Raw genomic sequence first — 16,728 nt, forward strand, 5'->3', positions numbered from 1 at the left:
TTTTAGCTAGGCGCGCCACTAGCGCACGTCGGATTGGCAAACTTCCCTTTGCCTACCGCGGACTAGTAGCCCGTCTGGGGCTGACTGCGAATGGCGGACTAAAGTCCGCTCTACCATTGGAGTCTATTGGTTTTGTTCTAGCCAGTTATCAAGGTCATTTTTTGAGCTAAAATCCAGTAAATTATCACTTAGTGCTTCGAGTTGTTGGTTATTGAGCGTTTGAATTTCAAGTATTGTTTTTTCATTTAATGGGCCCAATCGGCGCTTGAGTATTCTTAAGATAATAGTACTTTCGCCTTCGAGTTTGCCTTCTTGAACCCCTTCACTAAAGACATCTTGATAAAATTGAGTTTGCTTTAATTCTATATCGTTATAGCCTAACATTTCTTGAATCTCCTGACGGCTGAGTTTGGGGAGTTTGTAAACCATAATGGTTTCTACCCACTCCTGCCAGTACGCTATTGTTTCTTGGTTAGCATGAATTTTAATATGATTTAATAATTTTTGTGCTTTTTTTATGGCATTTTTTTCTTCAACGACGATTAATTGTATTAATTGCAAACCTATTGGGTTTGAAGGCGCGTCTATCAGGTCCTCAAGGTAGATGCGTTTGACTCGCTCAGTTTCTAATAGCTCAGCATAGTGCAGATTGCCATTTGTTTCAGTTTTGTGGGTTGGATAAATAATAACTGCTCGCCAGGCTTGGGTAGGTTTGTTTTGATGCAGGTAGAAAAATATCTCGCAAAAGAAACGGCTATAAAAATGTTGATCTGGCTGAAATTGCACTTCTATAAAAATAATGGGTAAGTGGGTTTTGTCCTCAGGCGGTGTCAGGATACCGTCCAGGCGAAACGCAGTCTGCTTGATTTCTTCGGAACTGAAGCGATAGCCTTTTGCATCGGTGTAGTCTAATTTTGCTAGTTCCAGCACGAGTTCGGGTGCATTTTTGAATAAGCGATAGAACAGGGTATCTGTTTTCATGAATTATCTATCTGCATGTGATTCCGCATGGAGAATGGATACCTTAAATGACATCCGCAAACCAGTTTTCTGCGCGTTTAAAAAATAGGTAACTGATGGGAAGTATGACTAAGGTCAGTATGAGTCCTGGGTATATGGCATCAAAATCAGGTGGAATACCTTTCAGTATAACACGCTGAAAGCTATCGATAATACCGGCGAGAGGATTGAGTGTGTATAAGGTATATAGGTCATTAGACCAAGCGCCTGCGGCTTGTTCTTCGATTAACTTTTTGTGAACTAAGGTAAGCGGGTAGATGACAGGTGAACCGTACATTAATAGGGATAAAGCAACCGGTAAAGCCTGGGCAACGTCACGGTAATAAACATTCAGTGCTGCACCAAAAAAACTGATCGTGAGAGCGATTAGCATGGTGTAAAGAATAATGGCAGGTACCCAAAGTGCATAAATAGTGGGCATCATTTGGTAGTAGATCATCAAACCGGCAAGAATAATAAAGCTAATAGCTAATTCTACTAGTTTGGTGACCATCGCTGTTAGCGGGAAGACTTCGCGTGGGAAATAAATTTTTTTAATTAATGATGTGTTGGCTGTTATGCTGTTTATGCCTTCTGAGCAAGATTCTTGAAAGAATATCCAAGGAAGTAAAGCGGCAAAGGTTAGGATCGGGTAGGGGATATCACCTGTTTCAATACCAACAAAGCTTCTGACTAGAGTGAAAATCAGCATCAGCATCAGGGGTTTTAGTACCGCCCATAAAAGCCCTAAGTAAGCTTGTTTATAGCGTACTACGATGTTTTTCCAGACTAAAGCAGCGATAAGCTCTCGGTAGGCGAATAGATTTTTTTTGGTAGTCGGCATTTGTTTTCAGAATTTAGGTGATTTTAATGAGTGCTTGATAATTAATGTGTTTATTTAATTAAGTGAGCAATTTTTCAGGTGCTAGGAGTGAACCATTTGATCCTTGTGGGCAAGTTGAGGTTTTTTAACAGACCGTTTGCAAGTATTTGGTTTAGTTTTTGTTCGTGCTTTAATTCCCTGTCTTTCACTTGGTATAAAGTACCTTTTTCTGATTGGTATTTACCAATTGCTTGATTTTTTTCAAATTTATCCATTAATTCTGCATAAATATTTGCACTGTCTTTGACTGCGCGCCAAAATAGCGTGAGTTCATCATCCGTTGCTTTAACTTCGGGAGAAATATGAGCAATTAATTTTCCGGTATCTATACCTTCATTGATAAAATGTAGAGTGCAACCAATTTGCTCAGGTTCCTCATTATAGAGTGCCCAGAAAGTGCAATCTGCCCCTCTATAGTGAGGTGATAGACCACCATGTAAATTGACGATGCCATACTTACCCATTTTGAGTAAAGGGCCTTTTATCAGTGAGGTGCCAAATACGGCAATGACATCTGGCTTGGTTTCTTCTGCTAGTTTAACCACATCAGGGTGGTTGATATGTGGCACATTGATGACTAAATCAGGGCGATCAAGTTTTGCGTTTTGATCGCCAAAGAAAAACGCTTCTTCTTTGTTGCCAGTGTAACGTTTACGGTCTCTAATCCAGCGTGAAGCTTTATTGTAAAAGTTGACCGGTTTTAACAGTTTTAAAATTTTTTTGAGTGTCCAATTCGTTCCGGTTTCTTGTACTATGGCGATGGGTTTACCGGCTTGGCAGAGTTTGTTTGCTATGTATAAATGCCGAGGCGAGCTACCGCATAGTATAAGAATTGATAAATTTGACATAGTGGTCATCTAGTTTTTTTGTATTGATGTTTGTTTGCGTGTTGCATCAGCTATGAGTGCATCGGCAAAAAATTTAGCAGCCCAGTTAGGGTATTCAAACATGGAATATCGACCCCATATAGGAAAAGATCCGGCAATAGCTCCGTCGTTAATGCTGGCATTGTTAGTAATCTGTTGTTTTTGCTTTAAGTAGTTGAGTGCTGAGTCTATATGCGCTTGAAAGGCTGTATTATTGTTTGCCTGATCTAATTGTGACCAAATGATACTAGTTTGCGCTAAGCCTGTTAGGCAGACATAGTAAGCCTTGCTTTGCCATACTTTATCATAAGTTCCTGCGATTGAGCCGTCCGTTCTTTGTGCGTTAGCTAATGCTTTTGCTGCTTTTTCAGCGGCTTGAATATAGTGCTTGTTATTGAGTAATAAGCCACACTCAAGTATGCCTCTAATGGCATAAGCAATAGTGTGAGTGAAGGGCTCTGCGTCAGTTGTGAAGGCATTGTTTTCGAACCAACCATTATCCAATTGTTGGCTTAAAGCCCAGTCTATATTTTGGGTCGCAGCATTAATGAGGGATTGATCATTAGCGAGTAGGCCTGTTTGCAAAAGCGCCCAAGCTGCCCGAGTATTGTAAGTGTGGATAATGCCGTTATGCGTACTACGACGCCAGCAACCGTCCTTATCTTGTTGTGTGATTAACCATTTTCCGGCTTTGATCGCTGATTCGAGACATTCGTTTCTTTTTAGCTCTTGGTAGCCGCAATTCATGCCGTGCATGATTTGTCCGGTATTAAAAATGACGGGTTTGCTGCTTGCTTCGCCAAAGTGACCAGGAAATGAGCCGTCTTGGTTTTGGATGGAGAGTTCCCAGTCTAGTATTTTATTAGCTCGGTCTAATAGTTTAGGTTGATCTAATAATTTTGCAGCGGCAACGAAAGTTTCGACGATGTAACCACTGGTTTCTGGGTAGCTAGGTAGCCAGTTATCTTCAAAGCTCCAGCCTGCCGAAACGCCGCCGCTGTCTGGCATATCGCTACGAATATCTTGTGCCTTGCATAGCCAGTTTATGGCGGCATTTAAATGTATTTTGTGATCATGTATAACTTGATTCGGCTTGATTAGATCACTCGCTATCAATTTAATATGGTGTGGGTTCCAGATTTTATAACGGAACGGTAAGCTTATTAATTTGGTTAAAGACATATTAAATGATAACTATTTTATAGGGTTGTGGTTTATATATCGTAGTGCAGTTTTAGGCGCGTCTATATTTAAGTTAACAACATTGCGGACTAAAGTCCGCCCTACGGTCGAACCTCTTATTTTACGAGTGGTTTAATAGGGTCGTAGATGTGCTTTGGGCGTTAGGATGAATTATAATTTAAATGTCTGCTTTTTAAAAGCTTGTTGGTAAAGGTACGTGACTGACTACGTAACGATGTTTACCTGATTTTTCAGGAGGGATGGAGTCTAGACAATTAATTTCGATATTAATATTTCCCATACGCTGTTGAAGTTGTTCAATAATTTTTTGTCGAGCTTCTTTTTGCCATAATGAATTAGGGACAATTTGTACTTCAAGTTCCTTTTTTGAGTGCTGAATTATTTTAAAAGATTCGACACCTTTGATGGCTCTTAAAACATAAATAACGGCAAGTGCGTGCAAAATAGTACCGTCTTGTTTTATGATGAAGTCGGTAGAACGCCCGAGCACTTCTCCCAGTACGTGTAGTCCTCGTCCTTCTTTGCATGTTTCATTAGTTGCGGTGATCATATCTCCCGTACGATAACGGATAAAAGGTTGGGCTTGGGAGCATAGCCCTGTTATCACTGCTTCTCCTGTTTCTCCATTTTTTACAGGTTGGCCTTCATTATTAAGTATTTCCAAAATATGACTTTCACTCATCAATAGCATTTGTCCTGCCGGTGATTCATGAGCGGTAAAGCCTATGTCACGACTGCCAAATTCATTGGCAACAGGGACTTGAAATATTTTTTGAATAATTTTTCGTTGATCTGGATAGAGTGGCTCGCCAGTGGTGAAAATTACTTTTAAGCTAGGGATATTGATTTTTTGCTCTGTACTTTGGGCGAACTTGGCAAGTAAAGCAAGACTACTGGCATAACCGTACATGCATTTTGGCTGGTATTGCTGGATTGTTTGTAAGTATTGGGTCATCGTTGTTGGCGACATGTCGAATGCATTGAGCAACACTTGGTTCATTAATCGGTCGCGAACTTGTTTAACGGTGTCCGTTTTGGCTAGCTCTACAGGCGCACCCCAGAGGTAAACTTCTTTGTCGCCTATGTCGATTCCCCAGCCGCGTCGAGCTCGGATTCTACCTGCTGCATCAGATGCTTGGCGCCATTTCCCAAAATGAAAATTGAGTGGTGTGCCGCTGGAGCCGCCAGTCGTGTATTTATAAGCCCCCCCTGGCGCACCCAGCCAAGTCATTGTATCGCCATGAATTTGCGCATCCTGTTTGGACATGGTGGGGATTTTGGTTAAATCTTCGAGCGTCAGTAAATTGTGCGCAGATAAATCTAAATTGGCTTCTATAATTCGTTGTTCGTGCCAAGGGCAATGGGTTGTTGCTAGATTAAGTAGTTGCTTTAATTTCTTGCGTTGTATTAGTTCTATTTCATCTCGGGTAAGCCATTGGGATTTTTCTAGTTCGTCTGCATAGCTAATAGTGGGGCGTTTTAGTAATTTTTCATGCAATGGAAAGGCTATGTTTTTAACGATTGATGAGTGCATAGGTTTAGTTTAGTAATTTGAGCTAAATTTTGTATGTGCTACTTATGGATATTAATAATTTCACTTTTTTCTACGTTAATAGACTCTAAACATTCACCTATCGTTGTTGAGAATTTGACTAAGTCTTCGCCAACACTACAGTAGTCACTACCATGGACTAATATATGTTGAATGTTTTTACAGGGGGTATTAAAAATAGCTTCTCGATATTGATATTTAGTTGGTTTTATACCATAAAAACCGACAATAAGAGTTTCAAACTCAATGTCATTTTGAACATAGGCGGTGAGCTCTATACCAAGGTTACGAATAAATCGTGCCTTTCTATTAGTTAAGGAAAGTCCTATGCGGCAAGAGATACCTGCGTCCCATTTGCCCACTACTCTGAGGTCGACTTTAGTTTTGTCTTCTTTCTGTTCTTTTGTTGTCTTTAAATTAGGTGTTGATCGAGCATATTCCCAAGATGAGTCTCCTTTTAGTACGACTCGAGTGCCTGCTTCAGTCGTTGCATAGATGTCTTGGGGGACAATATTTTTTGTACAAGCTGACAGTATTAGTAATAAGCTTAAGAGGTATGTGGTGCGCATAAAAATTCCTTTAATGTGATGGATTAGTTTTTTAGTTCTTATATATAATAAAAAGTATCCATGCAACTTTTATAGAGTAATAATATTGATTTAAACAGGGTTTACTCTTTATGTATTGCAAATAAGAAGAAGTCACGAGATGTTCAATACCTATAAGTTAAGGGGAGGTAGGGTGTGCTGAGGAACGAAGCGCATCGTTCCTCAGCACACCCTACTTGCTTAACTTAATGGCAGTACCCATGATTCTGCATAGAAACTAGAGTTAAGTTGTTGGCTCTAAAGAAATAGCTTTAGTTTGTGCTTGAAAGCTTTTAATCGCTTGAGATAATAAGTCAGCAATCGCTGATTGGTCAAATGTTGTGTTGGCTGATGAACCAGATTGAGAGGCATAAAATATTGTCATAGGTTTTCTAGCATTCACAAGTAGGTTGAGAGACGTGCTGATCTGGTGAGCAATGGGGTTTTGTATAAACTGCCCATCATAGAGCAGCACATAAGCAACCCGCATTGAATGATCTTCTTTATTAAAAACATGAACAGGTATTTCTGGGTGTTTAGGTAACTGTAGAATTTCTTTTTTACCTAGGTTTTGGGCATAGGATAAAGCAAGCTCTGGATGATGGTATAGGCGTTTATGGTCATAAGCGCGTGCAACAAAGAGCCTGATATTTGTGTGTTGTCTATTTTGATAATTACGTTCAAACCAATCGGTACTCCCAAACATATCTTCTCCCCATTGAGCATTTCGTTTTGCTGGTGTTGAGGTGAAATTGTTCAGTGTGAAAGGAATATTTTGGACTGATTTTCCATCATGGTCAGTTGCACCAATATAGCTATGTATAATGGTTGGAATGAGGGCTAAAGCCAATAAAATAATGACAGGGATTACATAACGAGTGGATATCATAGGGTTATTCTTTTATGGGCGCTTGGCCAATCCAGAAAATAATAGGTAAGGCGATGACAAAGGTTAATAAACCAGAAATTTCATGGGCAGATGTCGCGAGTACATCAAGACCTATCCAGTGGACTAGCATCGTTAGAACAAAAACACGTATTATATTGACACCAATGGCTAGAGGGATGGCAATAAGCAGAACTAATATTCGCCTAATAATACTTGGGCACAAATAAGCGGTCAGTATAGCGATGGTAATCGTGGCATAAAGTATAGAAAAGCCACTGCAAGCATCCGCTACTTGTAGTGAGCCATTAGGTATTTCAATTAATGTGCCTGATGTGAAGCTGGGAATACCAAATTGCCTTAGTAGCCAGCCTACGCTACTTGCAGCTATATGACGCAAACTAAGGTGAATAGACTCTGTAAAGGCGAGCGGAATGGGTAAGGTGAATAATAAGATAGAGAGAGGGAACAGAATAGCTTTTGTGCGTTGTATGCCTAAAAATAACAGGGACAGACCGGGCAGTGCCAAGATCAATGCTATTGCTGAAAGAAGCTGAGTGTGGATACCTGTATCCAGTATATACAAGATTAAAGCAGGAATGAGTAGCGCAAAACCTAAAGGAGAACTACTTTTTTCTAATTCGTTATTTTTTTGTAATTCTTTCCAGGTAAGGTATATGACTACGCAGGCAATAAGAATGCTGTGGCCATTATGCCATACGCCCATGGTCCAGCGCTCGAAAAGCCAAGTTACTGTGGGAGCGAATAGGGCTATTAATAAAAAGCCTGTTAACCAAATGAGGGTTAAGTTAGTGGGTTCTAGAGATATTTTGTTATTTTGACTAGGATTTTCCATGAGTTTTTTAATATCTATTATTTAAAGCTATGGTTTATGTTTGATGTGCTTCCTATCACCAGTTTATCCTATTTAGGCGCTCGCAATAAGTTGCCACTCCATTTTGCTAGCCGCCCTCCTACTGTAAAAAAGTTATATCGCTAGTTATGCGTTGTGCCTAGGTCTTGAAGACAAAAAAAATCTTGGACAATAGGGTGAGTTTATTCACCTTGCGTTATATTTTTTTATCGTTTTAAACTAATGATTAATGTTAGTCTTTGGTATTATGTCTGTCAATGAAGGTGTGAGAAATATGCTCATTGTGCTTAAAGCTTTAAAAAAATAATAAGGATAAGTAGTGAATCTAATCAGGCTAGAAGAGCTTATGTGGCGTTATCGTCGTGTGGTATCTGTATTTATTGTGGTCATTGTTGTACAGCTTTTTGAGTTAATATTACTTTATTATAAGTACAATATTTTTACTGGGGGGTTTTTACAGCCTTTTTGGTATCAGACATTTTTTGAGCGAGCTGAGTTTATTTTTGTTTCGCTTTGGTTTGATACGGTTTTTTTTGGTTTTTTTGCTATTCTTTGGTTTTTTATTGTCGATAGGCTAAACAAGCATGGTATCTATATTTATTATATATTTACAGTTTTCTCTATCTTAATCATGGGCGGGTGGTTAGGGTTCAAGTTTAAAGTCTTATCTTATTTTAATGACACAGTAAATTTTCTTATTTTGCAAAATTTAGGTGGCGGGAGCGTAAAAGATGCTTTTCTTTATGCGAGTAATGAAATTACTTTGTTTGTCGCTATTATTTTTGTTGTGATTGTGCTTTTTATTGCTAGTTTTAAGTTTCTTAAAAAGTTTAATTATGTGCGTTCATTTCCCATTAATACTACGCAGCAAGCAGAGTTACGTTGGTTTTTAATTTTTTGTGTCGTCTTAACGCCGGTCATGACATTATTTATTCTAAGTAAGGATTCTTTACGTTTTGGTTTGCAGAAGAAAACCTCGTTTTATGTGGTTAGCTATGTATTAGATAAGCTCTCAGATGTTGATTTCGATGGTTTTGGTAGTTTCACTTTTCCACGAGATAAAGAAGTTTTTAATGAGAATGTTTATCCTGGCGCTTTAGATATTCCGGGGAATGGTATAGATGAAGATGGTTTTTTAGGTGATGCTATTCTCCCGCATAAGGTAATTGATACATTCGCAGCGATTACGCCAAACAAAGGCAAGCATATCGTCCTTATTATTTTGGAAAGTGCACGCGTTGATTTGTTAGAAAAGAAAGTTAATGGTCAATATGTTGCTCCGGTATTGCGCAAGTTAGCTATGAGTGGCACAGCAGTAAAACAAGCTTATAGTCATACTGGGTACACAACAACGTCTTTGAAAGCGATTTTTAATAGAAATTTAATTGGCAAAAATGATAGTAATTTGCTTACATTTTTGCAGAAGTCTGGTTATCAACAATCTATTCTTTCAGGTCAGGATGAGTCGTTTGGCAATGTTGCAATCAGCACAGGGATGAAGAAAGAGGACGTTTATTATTTTGATGCTAGAACCGCGATTGAAGACCGAACCTATGTTAGCAAGAGTTCGGGCAGTCTGCGCTTAAGTGAGGAGCGTGTTGTCAAACAGTTTAAATTAAGAGCTAATGAGCTGGATTTTTCACAACCGCAGTTTATTTATCTTAATTTTCAAGCGGCTCACTTTCCTTATTCGCACCCTAAAATGACTAAGCGTATTATGCAAAAATTTATTCCTCGTTCTGAAATAAATATTGCAAATAAAGAGTGGGTTGAGGAAACGTATTGGAATGCTATTGCTAATGCTGATTGGGCAGTGGGTGAGGTGATCAATGAGCTTGAAAAACACCATGCTCTTAAGAATACTACGATTGTTATCTTGGGTGATCATGGGGAGTCTTTATTTGATGATGGTTTTTTAGGCCATGGCCATGCGGTGAATGATGCACAAACTCAAATCCCTTTAATCATTAATGATACTAATATTGATGTGCATGAAACTATTGGGCAAGTCGATGTCGCTGAGATAGCTGTGCGTTCCGCTTTAGGATTGGAAAATCAGTGGGTTAACCAAGATAAGACCGTCTTTCAGTTGGTGGGTAGCTTGGGGCATCCAGAATTAATTGCTCACGTAAGAAATGGAGGGGAGCGAATTATTTTTGATTTTCGTTCTGAAGAAGTTTTTTTTAGTGCAGCCAAAGTATGGAAAACTTATAAGGAAGCCATGGCGGATGAGCAGTATAAAGATCGTATTGAGAACTTAATAAGAGATTGGGAGGGCTTGAGGTGGCAGGCTTATTTGGTGCGTAAACATGGTGGTTAAAAGGTATGTTATTTTTTTTACCGTATGCGTTGTAAGCAATATAGAGGGCTTAAGATAAATGAATTGGATAAGGCGTACTTTTGAAATATCACATACTGCTCATAAAGTCATTAGGCCTATGGAGGGAATACGTGGTTTTGCTGTATTTTTAGTATTTTTGGTGCATTATATGACCTTGATTCAGCCGTGGCTTCTTGAAAATTCTATGACATTTCAGGTTGTATTATATACACATAGTATTGGTAATATTGGGGTGGATTTATTTTTTGTTTTAAGCGGTTATTTGATATATGGAATGCTTATTCAGAAACACAGGCCTTTTAAAAATTATTTGTTGAGGCGAGTTCAGAGAATTTATCCGACATTCACTGTTGTCTTTGTTATATATCTTGTGCTTTCATTTTTTTTTGTATCTGAGTCAAAAATTCCATCAGGGTGGGACCGTGGGCTCATTTTTGTTTTGCAAAACTATTTATTGATGCCTGGGTTATTTGATGTGAATGCAATCATTACCGTCGCATGGTCTTTGAGTTATGAGTTCTTTTATTACTTGTTGATGCCGGTATTGATTACAGTATTGTCAATGCGTTCATGGGAAGCAAAATATCGTATTGTCTTTTTTTTATGCGCTTCACTTTTTTTCTTTACTTATTTTTCCTTGTATGGCGGCCCCATTCGTTTATTAATGTTTGTTTCAGGCATACTCCTATACGAAACTATTGAGAATAAATTTATCCAAGGTATGCCGCCATTAGGGTTGCCTGCATTGTTAATAGCAATTTTATCTGTCGTGCTACTGAAGACCTTTGACTCTAATGGTTGGTGGGGGTATGTATTACTTTATATGTTATTTTATGTGTTTTGTTTAGAGTGCTTTTTATCATCAGGCTTTACCTCTCGATTGTTCTCTGTGTCACCGCTTCGATGGCTAGGCAATATGAGTTATTCCTATTATTTACTGCATGGTCTAGTGCTGAAATTTATTTTTATGGTTTTAGGATATTTGTATCCGGCTCAGCAGAGTGAAACTATGATGCTTTGGATTCTTCTGCCTCCTATATTTTTCCTTACGTTAATCCCTTCTTCTATACTATTTATATATATCGAAAAGCCCTATTCATTAGTGCGAAAGTAAAGGACTTAAAAAGTAATAAAATAGTTTTAGCTTTGTGAGTGAGAGGGTTGTTTGCCTTTAATTGTCTTTTTGTTGTATTTTTAGTACTTATTAAAGAAATATAAACAATCATAAAAAAACAACAGAAAAATTGTCGGCTGGTCAAGTGTACTTAACTTACCACCTCTCGCGTAATATCTTTCATTCTTGGAGGGTGTTAACTGTATGGTTTCACCACGTTATACCAGATTTTTAAAAAATAAAAGACAGCCCTGATAACATATTAAGACTTTCACCACAAAGGACACATATGCCTTAAGGCTATCACACGAATGCAACAACAAACCTGCATTCAAGAGAAATTATACAGCAATCTAGTCTGAGTAATACTGAACTAGCAGAGCGCTTTATTGTAATGAGAAGACTGTTTCCAAATGGAAAAACAGAGATCATTTAGAAGATAAAAGCTCGCGTCCCACACACTATTAAATGTTTTAATTGACGCTTACGTGTGTACAGAGCAGTTTTTTAATTTTTTAGTTGTTCAATCTAGGAATTCGTTCACTTTAATGTTTTTTGTAAGTTGTTTTAATGATTAGCTATACCATGCTTTTGAATGCGATACAGTAAGGTATCGCGTGACAACCCTAGTAACCTAGCCGATTTAGCTCTATTACCATTAGTTCTTTCTAATGCTTGATGGATAAGGTCGGCCTCTAGTTTATCTAGGCTGATGCCGGCTTCAGGTAAAGAAAAATCAGTATTACTTGGGTCTAACGAAGTTTTAACAGCGAAAAAATCATGTGGAAAGTTTTCCGCATTAATCGTCTGGCCCGATAACAATATTGAAGTGCGCTCACATAAATTACGTAACTCTCTAATATTTCCCGGCCATTTATGATTTTGCAAGATTTTGAGGGCTTGTTTACTAAATTTTGGCGCGGTTCTATTGTGTACTTTAGAAAAGTGATCTTGGAAATGTTTGATAAGGTGCTCTATATCTTCTATTCTTTTTTTAAGAGGTGGGATTTCTAATGGAATTACATTAAGTCGAAAATACAAATCTTCTCTAAATTCCCCTCTAGCAATTTGTTTTTGTAAATCAGCATTGGTTGCTGAAATAATACGTACATCAACTTTATACGTGGCTACATCCCCAACTGCCAAACATTCTCCGCTTTCTAAGAAACGTAGTAACTTGGCCTGAATGGAAAGAGGTAAGGAATTGACTTCATCGAGAAATAAAGTTCCGCCATCAGCTGCTTGGAAAAGTCCTGTTTTATTGGCAATTGCCCCTGTAAAAGAGCCTTTTCTATGGCCAAATAACTCCGATTCTATTAGGGACTCTGGGAGTGCAGCGCAATTTAATGTAATAAATGGTTTATCCGCGCGATGGCTATCTTTTTGTATTGCGTTAGCTAGAACTTCTTTGCCCGTACCTGTTTCACCTTTAATTAATACACTGACATCGGTAGCAGCAATCATGCGTGCGCTGCGCAGTACATTATCGAAGATAGGAGTATGGCTGATGATGGAATTAAATTGACTCATACGCTGATAATCGCTACTAAGACTAAGAGCATGCCAATAACTTGTTTAGTGGTGCGTAAGCTAGATATGCGGCTTATAAATGAGCTAACTAGCCCCACTCCCATAACGGCTGGCAATGTACCTAAGCCAAATGCTAGCATAGACAGTGCGCTAGTAACAATATCGCCTGAAGTGGCAGCTAAGGCGAGGGCGGTATAGACTAAACCACAGGGAATCCAGCCCCAAACCATACCAAATAAAAAGGCTTGCTTTAATGTTGCGACAGGGATCAACTTTCTGCCATAAGGTTCTATTGTTTTCCAAAAGCGCGAACCGGTTTTTTCTATATAAGCAAAGCTAGGAAACCAACCGGCGATATAAAAACCAGCACCCGTAATAATAAGTGCGGAAATAATTTTTAATATTTGGTGTCCATGCTCTGCACCTAGTGGCATCGTAATAATAGATTCAATTAGTCCTATTATCAGGCCTGCTAACATATAGCTAAAAATACGGCCTAGATTATAACTAAAAATAAAGGTTGCCATTTTAGTTTTGTTACTACGAATTTCTGGTTTTAGGCTGAATGATAACGTGCCAATAATAGAGCCGCACATAGAAACGCAGTGCAAGCTGCTAAAAAGCCCGATAACAAAGGCAATTAAAATGGGGGAGATGATAAGTTGGGTAATTTCCATTTAGAAATTTTAACATATTGAATTAATCGCAGTATAGCGGCTATTTTTTTAGAAACATTAATGTGTTATATAACATGTTTTATTTTAGTTATATAACATAGTTTAATTAAATTTACTTGTGTAAGGGAACTACAAGTTATTGAAGCATTGAAAAATAAATTAATTGGATCAATTTTTGCCTGTAGTTATAGATACTTATTGATTGTGGAGAGGCACTTTGAAGACGAAGTTAAATATGGCAGTAGCGGCTGCGTTGGCGCTACCTTTAGTTGGACATGCAGAAACAGAGCAATTAACAACAATTGTTGTAGAGGGCAGTGGCAGTAGACCGGGGACCTTTGCTTTAGCACCAGACTCATCAGGTTTTAAAGATACAGCTGCTTTATTAGAACGTGTTCCAGGAGCGAATGTTAACCGTAATGGGCCTTTGACAGGGATTCCTCAGTATCGTGGCATGTTTGGTAATAGAGTCAATGTAGAAATTGATGGTGCTAATATCAAAGAAGCCGGCCCAAATTCGATGGATACTGCTTTAAGTCATATTCCAGCAGTATTAACGGAGTCTTTAACCGTTTATCGTGGGATTGCCCCTGTCAGTAGTGGTATTGATACCATTGGAGGCACAATGAAAGTCAAAACTAAAAAAGGACATTTTGCTGAGACTGAGGATGACATTGTATCTGAAGGTGCCGTTTCATCGGGTTTTAGCTCTATTGATAAAGGCTATTTTGTTTCTGGTTTTACTTCACTAGCAAATGAAAATCATAAACTTCATGTCGGTGTCAGCAAAGAAGAGGGAAACGACTATCGATATAAAGAACGTGAAGGCAAAAAAGTTATCCCGACTGAATATGATCGTCGAGGACTTATCGCCGGTTATAGTTATCAACGTAACGGTCATGAGCTAAGCTTTAACTACACGGATAACGATACTCGTAACACAGGATCTCCAGCATTACCTATGGATATTGTTTATATAAAAAGCCATATTTATAATTTAGATTACAACTGGGATTTAGGGCAAGGTTATGAATTGAAAACTAAGTTTTTTTATCAAAATTCAGATCACTTAATGGATAACAATACATTAAGAGTGCCTAGTAAGCCGAATGGGTCTGATAGGTTAATGGATAACACCACTAATGTTCAAGGGGGAGGTTGGGATATTGCTTTATCTATGCCTTTATTGTCAGGAGACTTTACGACAGGATTTACAGGAGATACATCGCGCCACAAATCTAACATCCATATGAATGCGGCAATGGCGCCTGGGGCAATGCCGATGGATATGTATACCCAAAACTTTAATGATGTTGAGCGTTCTCGGTATAGTTTCTTTGGTGAGTGGAAAGGTGAAGTGGCCAATAAATTAAATGCTGAATTAGGTGCTCGTTTAACCTATACCAATTCTGACGCGGGTGACGTATCGACAACGATGATGCCATTAAAACCATTCGCTAATGATTTTAATTCTAAAGGACATAATAAAGACTTTGTTGATGTTGATTTAACGGCTATTTTACGTTACGTCATGCGTGATGACTTAGATTTTGAACTGGGCTTTGCTAGAAAGAATCGTGCTCCGTCTTATCAAGAATTATATTTATGGTCTCCAGCTGAAGCGACTAGTGGACTAGCTGATGGGCGTTCTTATCTTGGGAATTTGGAGCTAGATATGGAGCATGCCTATCAATTTGAATTTGGTATGGATTGGCACACAGATGAAGCATATTTGGCACCACGAGCATTTGTGCATTATGTTAATGATTATATTCAAGGTACACCATCTAGCGTTATGAGAACACAAACAAGCTGTCCAACATCAAATCCATGCCCGGTATTGCAGTTTGAAAATATTGAAGCACTACTTTATGGTATTGATCTTGAGCTAGGATATATCTTTACTGATTGGGTGCGTTTTGATGCAGGCTTAAATTATGTGGGGGGTAACCGTCTTGACGGACCAGAAGGAAATTTATACCGTATTGCACCACTTAATGGCCGTATGCAGTTGACCTTTAATTACTCGGGCTTTACAACGTCAATTGAAGGCATTCTTTATGCTGAACAAAAAAATGTGGCAAGCTATAATAATGAGCAATCAACGCCAGGTTATGAGATTATGAACCTTCGTGCTAGCTATGAGGCATTTGATGGTTTTACTTTTGGCACCGGTATTGAAAATGTTCTGGACTCTACCAACCTTAATCACTTAGGAGGATATTATCGCCCTAATGCTGCTACTGATGCAGGAAATGGTGTTACTACAGGTGACCGTATTCCAATGCAGGGCCGTAATTATTATGCGACAGTATCTTATCAGTGGTAAATCTTTAAACAGGACTGTGTTTAGATAGTCTTAAATTGAAGCAAAAAGTGCAAGCCTGGCTTGCACTTTTTTTATGCCTAAAATAAAGCATCTGAAGTTTCTCTATCTTTAGAAGGGGGATCGACAGGTGGGGATATTTATTCATCATTGCCCCAACCAACTCCAACAAAATAATCGTACAATCGTATATATTGCCATAGTGAGCTTTTCAAATATTAAAAACCTGTAGTAAAGTATTTTCGTTATAATAAAAAGACATTAATCTCTGGTGCCTTCTCAGCATAGCCTATGGTGAAAAGTCGAATATTAAACGCTTTGGTCAAATAGCGAGCCACGGTTTTCTTTTGCACTGCTAGGGTTGGCATTTTCTTGAGTCATTTTTAATAAATCGGCTTGTGCTTTGGTTGCCATAGATGCTGCTTGACTGGCAACTTTAAAATCTTGTGAGGAAGGGGAGGCTGGGGCTAATGCCGCGCGTTTAATCATGTCGGCTTTACGTAAAGTCGCGGCAGGATCACCAGAAACAGCAGAGGTGTCAATCTGGACTTCGCCACCAATCGCGTAGCGTTGGCCGTTAGGCCCTTGTTGATAGCTAAAGCTTGCGCCACTTGTTGCAATGCCGCCAGCCGCACTCAGGTGCGCTTGTTCATGTGCTTTCACTTCTGTATCACGTTGCTTTAACTTTTGAATTTGCGCTAGTTCTTCCGCACTTAAATCTTGCTTGGAAGTATTTTCAGTTTGATTCTCTTTTTTGATGTTTCCTGAATTCAAGTCATAAGTGCATAACCCAGTAAATTTTTTATATCTACCCCAGTTAGCTCTTCAAAAGCTTCATAAGGTGTTTTGTAGTTCAGACATTTTTTAGGTCGATTATTAAGCTTATCAAC

Annotated in this window: 14 protein-coding genes and 1 pseudogene; 3 read left to right on the top strand and 12 right to left on the bottom strand. The window is 38.7% G+C overall.

Annotation, left to right across the window (positions count from 1 at the left end):
- Positions 1-123 precede the first annotated feature (123 nt).
- The 8 genes from BQ7314_RS12730 to BQ7314_RS12765 form a co-directional block, all read right to left on the bottom strand.
- Positions 124-981 (bottom strand): Rpn family recombination-promoting nuclease/putative transposase, encoded by an 858-nt coding sequence (locus BQ7314_RS12730; RefSeq protein ID WP_174484065.1) that lies wholly within the window; start codon positions 979-981, stop codon positions 124-126.
- Between the two features lie 43 nt (positions 982-1,024).
- Positions 1,025-1,843: an ABC transporter permease gene (locus BQ7314_RS12735; RefSeq protein ID WP_174484066.1), complete on the bottom strand. Its 819-nt coding sequence runs from the start codon at positions 1,841-1,843 to the stop codon at positions 1,025-1,027.
- 74 nt (positions 1,844-1,917) lie between these two features.
- On the bottom strand, positions 1,918-2,730 hold the full coding sequence (locus BQ7314_RS12740; protein WP_174484067.1) for a formyl transferase: 813 nt from the start codon (positions 2,728-2,730) through the stop codon (positions 1,918-1,920).
- A 9-nt stretch (positions 2,731-2,739) separates the two neighbouring features.
- Entirely contained in the window at positions 2,740-3,930 is a 1,191-nt protein-coding gene (locus BQ7314_RS12745) for a prenyltransferase/squalene oxidase repeat-containing protein (RefSeq protein ID WP_174484068.1), read from the bottom strand.
- Positions 3,931-4,123: 193 nt separating this feature from the next.
- A complete protein-coding gene (locus BQ7314_RS12750) occupies positions 4,124-5,485 on the bottom strand; it encodes a phenylacetate--CoA ligase family protein (protein ID WP_174484069.1) in 1,362 nt (453 codons plus the stop codon).
- Positions 5,486-5,523: 38 nt separating this feature from the next.
- A complete protein-coding gene (locus tag BQ7314_RS12755) occupies positions 5,524-6,072 on the bottom strand; it encodes a hypothetical protein (protein ID WP_174484070.1) in 549 nt (182 codons plus the stop codon).
- A gap of 262 nt (positions 6,073-6,334) precedes the next feature.
- The gene (locus BQ7314_RS12760; protein WP_174484071.1) at positions 6,335-6,979 is read right to left on the bottom strand and encodes an exosortase-associated EpsI family protein; all 645 of its coding nucleotides are present in this window, start codon (positions 6,977-6,979) and stop codon (positions 6,335-6,337) included.
- Between the two features lie 4 nt (positions 6,980-6,983).
- Complete coding sequence (locus tag BQ7314_RS12765) at positions 6,984-7,703, bottom strand: exosortase/archaeosortase family protein (protein ID WP_245394997.1); 720 nt, start codon at positions 7,701-7,703, stop codon at positions 6,984-6,986.
- 466 nt (positions 7,704-8,169) lie between these two features.
- Between BQ7314_RS12765 and BQ7314_RS12770 the strand changes: the two genes are divergently transcribed.
- Together BQ7314_RS12770 and BQ7314_RS12775 are read left to right on the top strand one after the other, a co-directional pair.
- The gene (locus tag BQ7314_RS12770) at positions 8,170-10,170 is read left to right on the top strand and encodes an LTA synthase family protein (RefSeq protein ID WP_245394998.1); all 2,001 of its coding nucleotides are present in this window, start codon (positions 8,170-8,172) and stop codon (positions 10,168-10,170) included.
- A 118-nt stretch (positions 10,171-10,288) separates the two neighbouring features.
- Positions 10,289-11,305, top strand: coding sequence for an acyltransferase family protein (locus BQ7314_RS12775; RefSeq protein ID WP_174484073.1), 1,017 nt, complete (start codon positions 10,289-10,291; stop codon positions 11,303-11,305).
- 567 nt (positions 11,306-11,872) lie between these two features.
- On the opposite strand, the gene BQ7314_RS12780 is transcribed toward BQ7314_RS12775, so the two are convergent.
- Together BQ7314_RS12780 and BQ7314_RS12785 are read right to left on the bottom strand one after the other, a co-directional pair.
- Entirely contained in the window at positions 11,873-12,835 is a 963-nt protein-coding gene (locus tag BQ7314_RS12780) for a sigma-54 interaction domain-containing protein (RefSeq protein WP_174484074.1), read from the bottom strand.
- The gene (locus BQ7314_RS12785; RefSeq protein ID WP_174484075.1) at positions 12,832-13,512 is read right to left on the bottom strand and encodes a sulfite exporter TauE/SafE family protein; all 681 of its coding nucleotides are present in this window, start codon (positions 13,510-13,512) and stop codon (positions 12,832-12,834) included. Before BQ7314_RS12785 ends, BQ7314_RS12780 begins: the two co-directional genes overlap by 4 nt.
- Before the next feature lie 217 nt (positions 13,513-13,729).
- Here BQ7314_RS12785 and BQ7314_RS12790 point away from each other — a divergent pair, with 217 nt between their 5' ends.
- On the top strand, positions 13,730-15,841 hold the full coding sequence (locus BQ7314_RS12790; protein ID WP_174484076.1) for a TonB-dependent receptor plug domain-containing protein: 2,112 nt from the start codon (positions 13,730-13,732) through the stop codon (positions 15,839-15,841).
- Positions 15,842-16,147: 306 nt separating this feature from the next.
- Here BQ7314_RS12790 and BQ7314_RS12795 read toward each other — a convergent pair whose 3' ends face one another.
- On the bottom strand, positions 16,148-16,612 hold the full coding sequence (locus tag BQ7314_RS12795; RefSeq protein WP_174484077.1) for a putative metalloprotease CJM1_0395 family protein: 465 nt from the start codon (positions 16,610-16,612) through the stop codon (positions 16,148-16,150).
- Positions 16,609-16,728: pseudogene (locus tag BQ7314_RS16155) on the bottom strand (IS30 family transposase); the annotation flags it as partial. The gene BQ7314_RS12795 and the pseudogene BQ7314_RS16155, both read right to left, overlap by 4 nt.

Origin of the sequence: methanotrophic endosymbiont of Bathymodiolus puteoserpentis (Logatchev) (genome assembly GCF_900128525.1) — a bacterium.
GTDB lineage: Bacteria > Pseudomonadota > Gammaproteobacteria > Methylococcales > Methylomonadaceae > Methyloprofundus.

Bases quoted from the DNA above. Each gene is read 5' to 3' on its own strand.
- BQ7314_RS12735 (WP_174484066.1), bottom strand. From the start codon at position 1,843: ATGCCGACTACCAAAAAAAATCTATTCGCCTACCGAGAGCTTATCGCT.
- BQ7314_RS12775 (WP_174484073.1), top strand. From the start codon at position 10,289: ATGGAGGGAATACGTGGTTTTGCTGTATTTTTAGTATTTTTGGTGCAT.
- BQ7314_RS12730 (WP_174484065.1), bottom strand. From the start codon at position 981: ATGAAAACAGATACCCTGTTCTATCGCTTATTCAAAAATGCACCCGAA.
- BQ7314_RS12745 (WP_174484068.1), bottom strand. From the start codon at position 3,930: ATGTCTTTAACCAAATTAATAAGCTTACCGTTCCGTTATAAAATCTGG.
- BQ7314_RS12750 (WP_174484069.1), bottom strand. From the start codon at position 5,485: ATGCACTCATCAATCGTTAAAAACATAGCCTTTCCATTGCATGAAAAA.
- BQ7314_RS12780 (WP_174484074.1), bottom strand. From the start codon at position 12,835: ATGAGTCAATTTAATTCCATCATCAGCCATACTCCTATCTTCGATAAT.
- BQ7314_RS12765 (WP_245394997.1), bottom strand. From the start codon at position 7,703: ATGGGCGTATGGCATAATGGCCACAGCATTCTTATTGCCTGCGTAGTC.
- BQ7314_RS12785 (WP_174484075.1), bottom strand. From the start codon at position 13,512: ATGGAAATTACCCAACTTATCATCTCCCCCATTTTAATTGCCTTTGTT.
- BQ7314_RS12740 (WP_174484067.1), bottom strand. From the start codon at position 2,730: ATGTCAAATTTATCAATTCTTATACTATGCGGTAGCTCGCCTCGGCAT.
- BQ7314_RS12760 (WP_174484071.1), bottom strand. From the start codon at position 6,979: ATGATATCCACTCGTTATGTAATCCCTGTCATTATTTTATTGGCTTTA.
- BQ7314_RS12755 (WP_174484070.1), bottom strand. From the start codon at position 6,072: ATGCGCACCACATACCTCTTAAGCTTATTACTAATACTGTCAGCTTGT.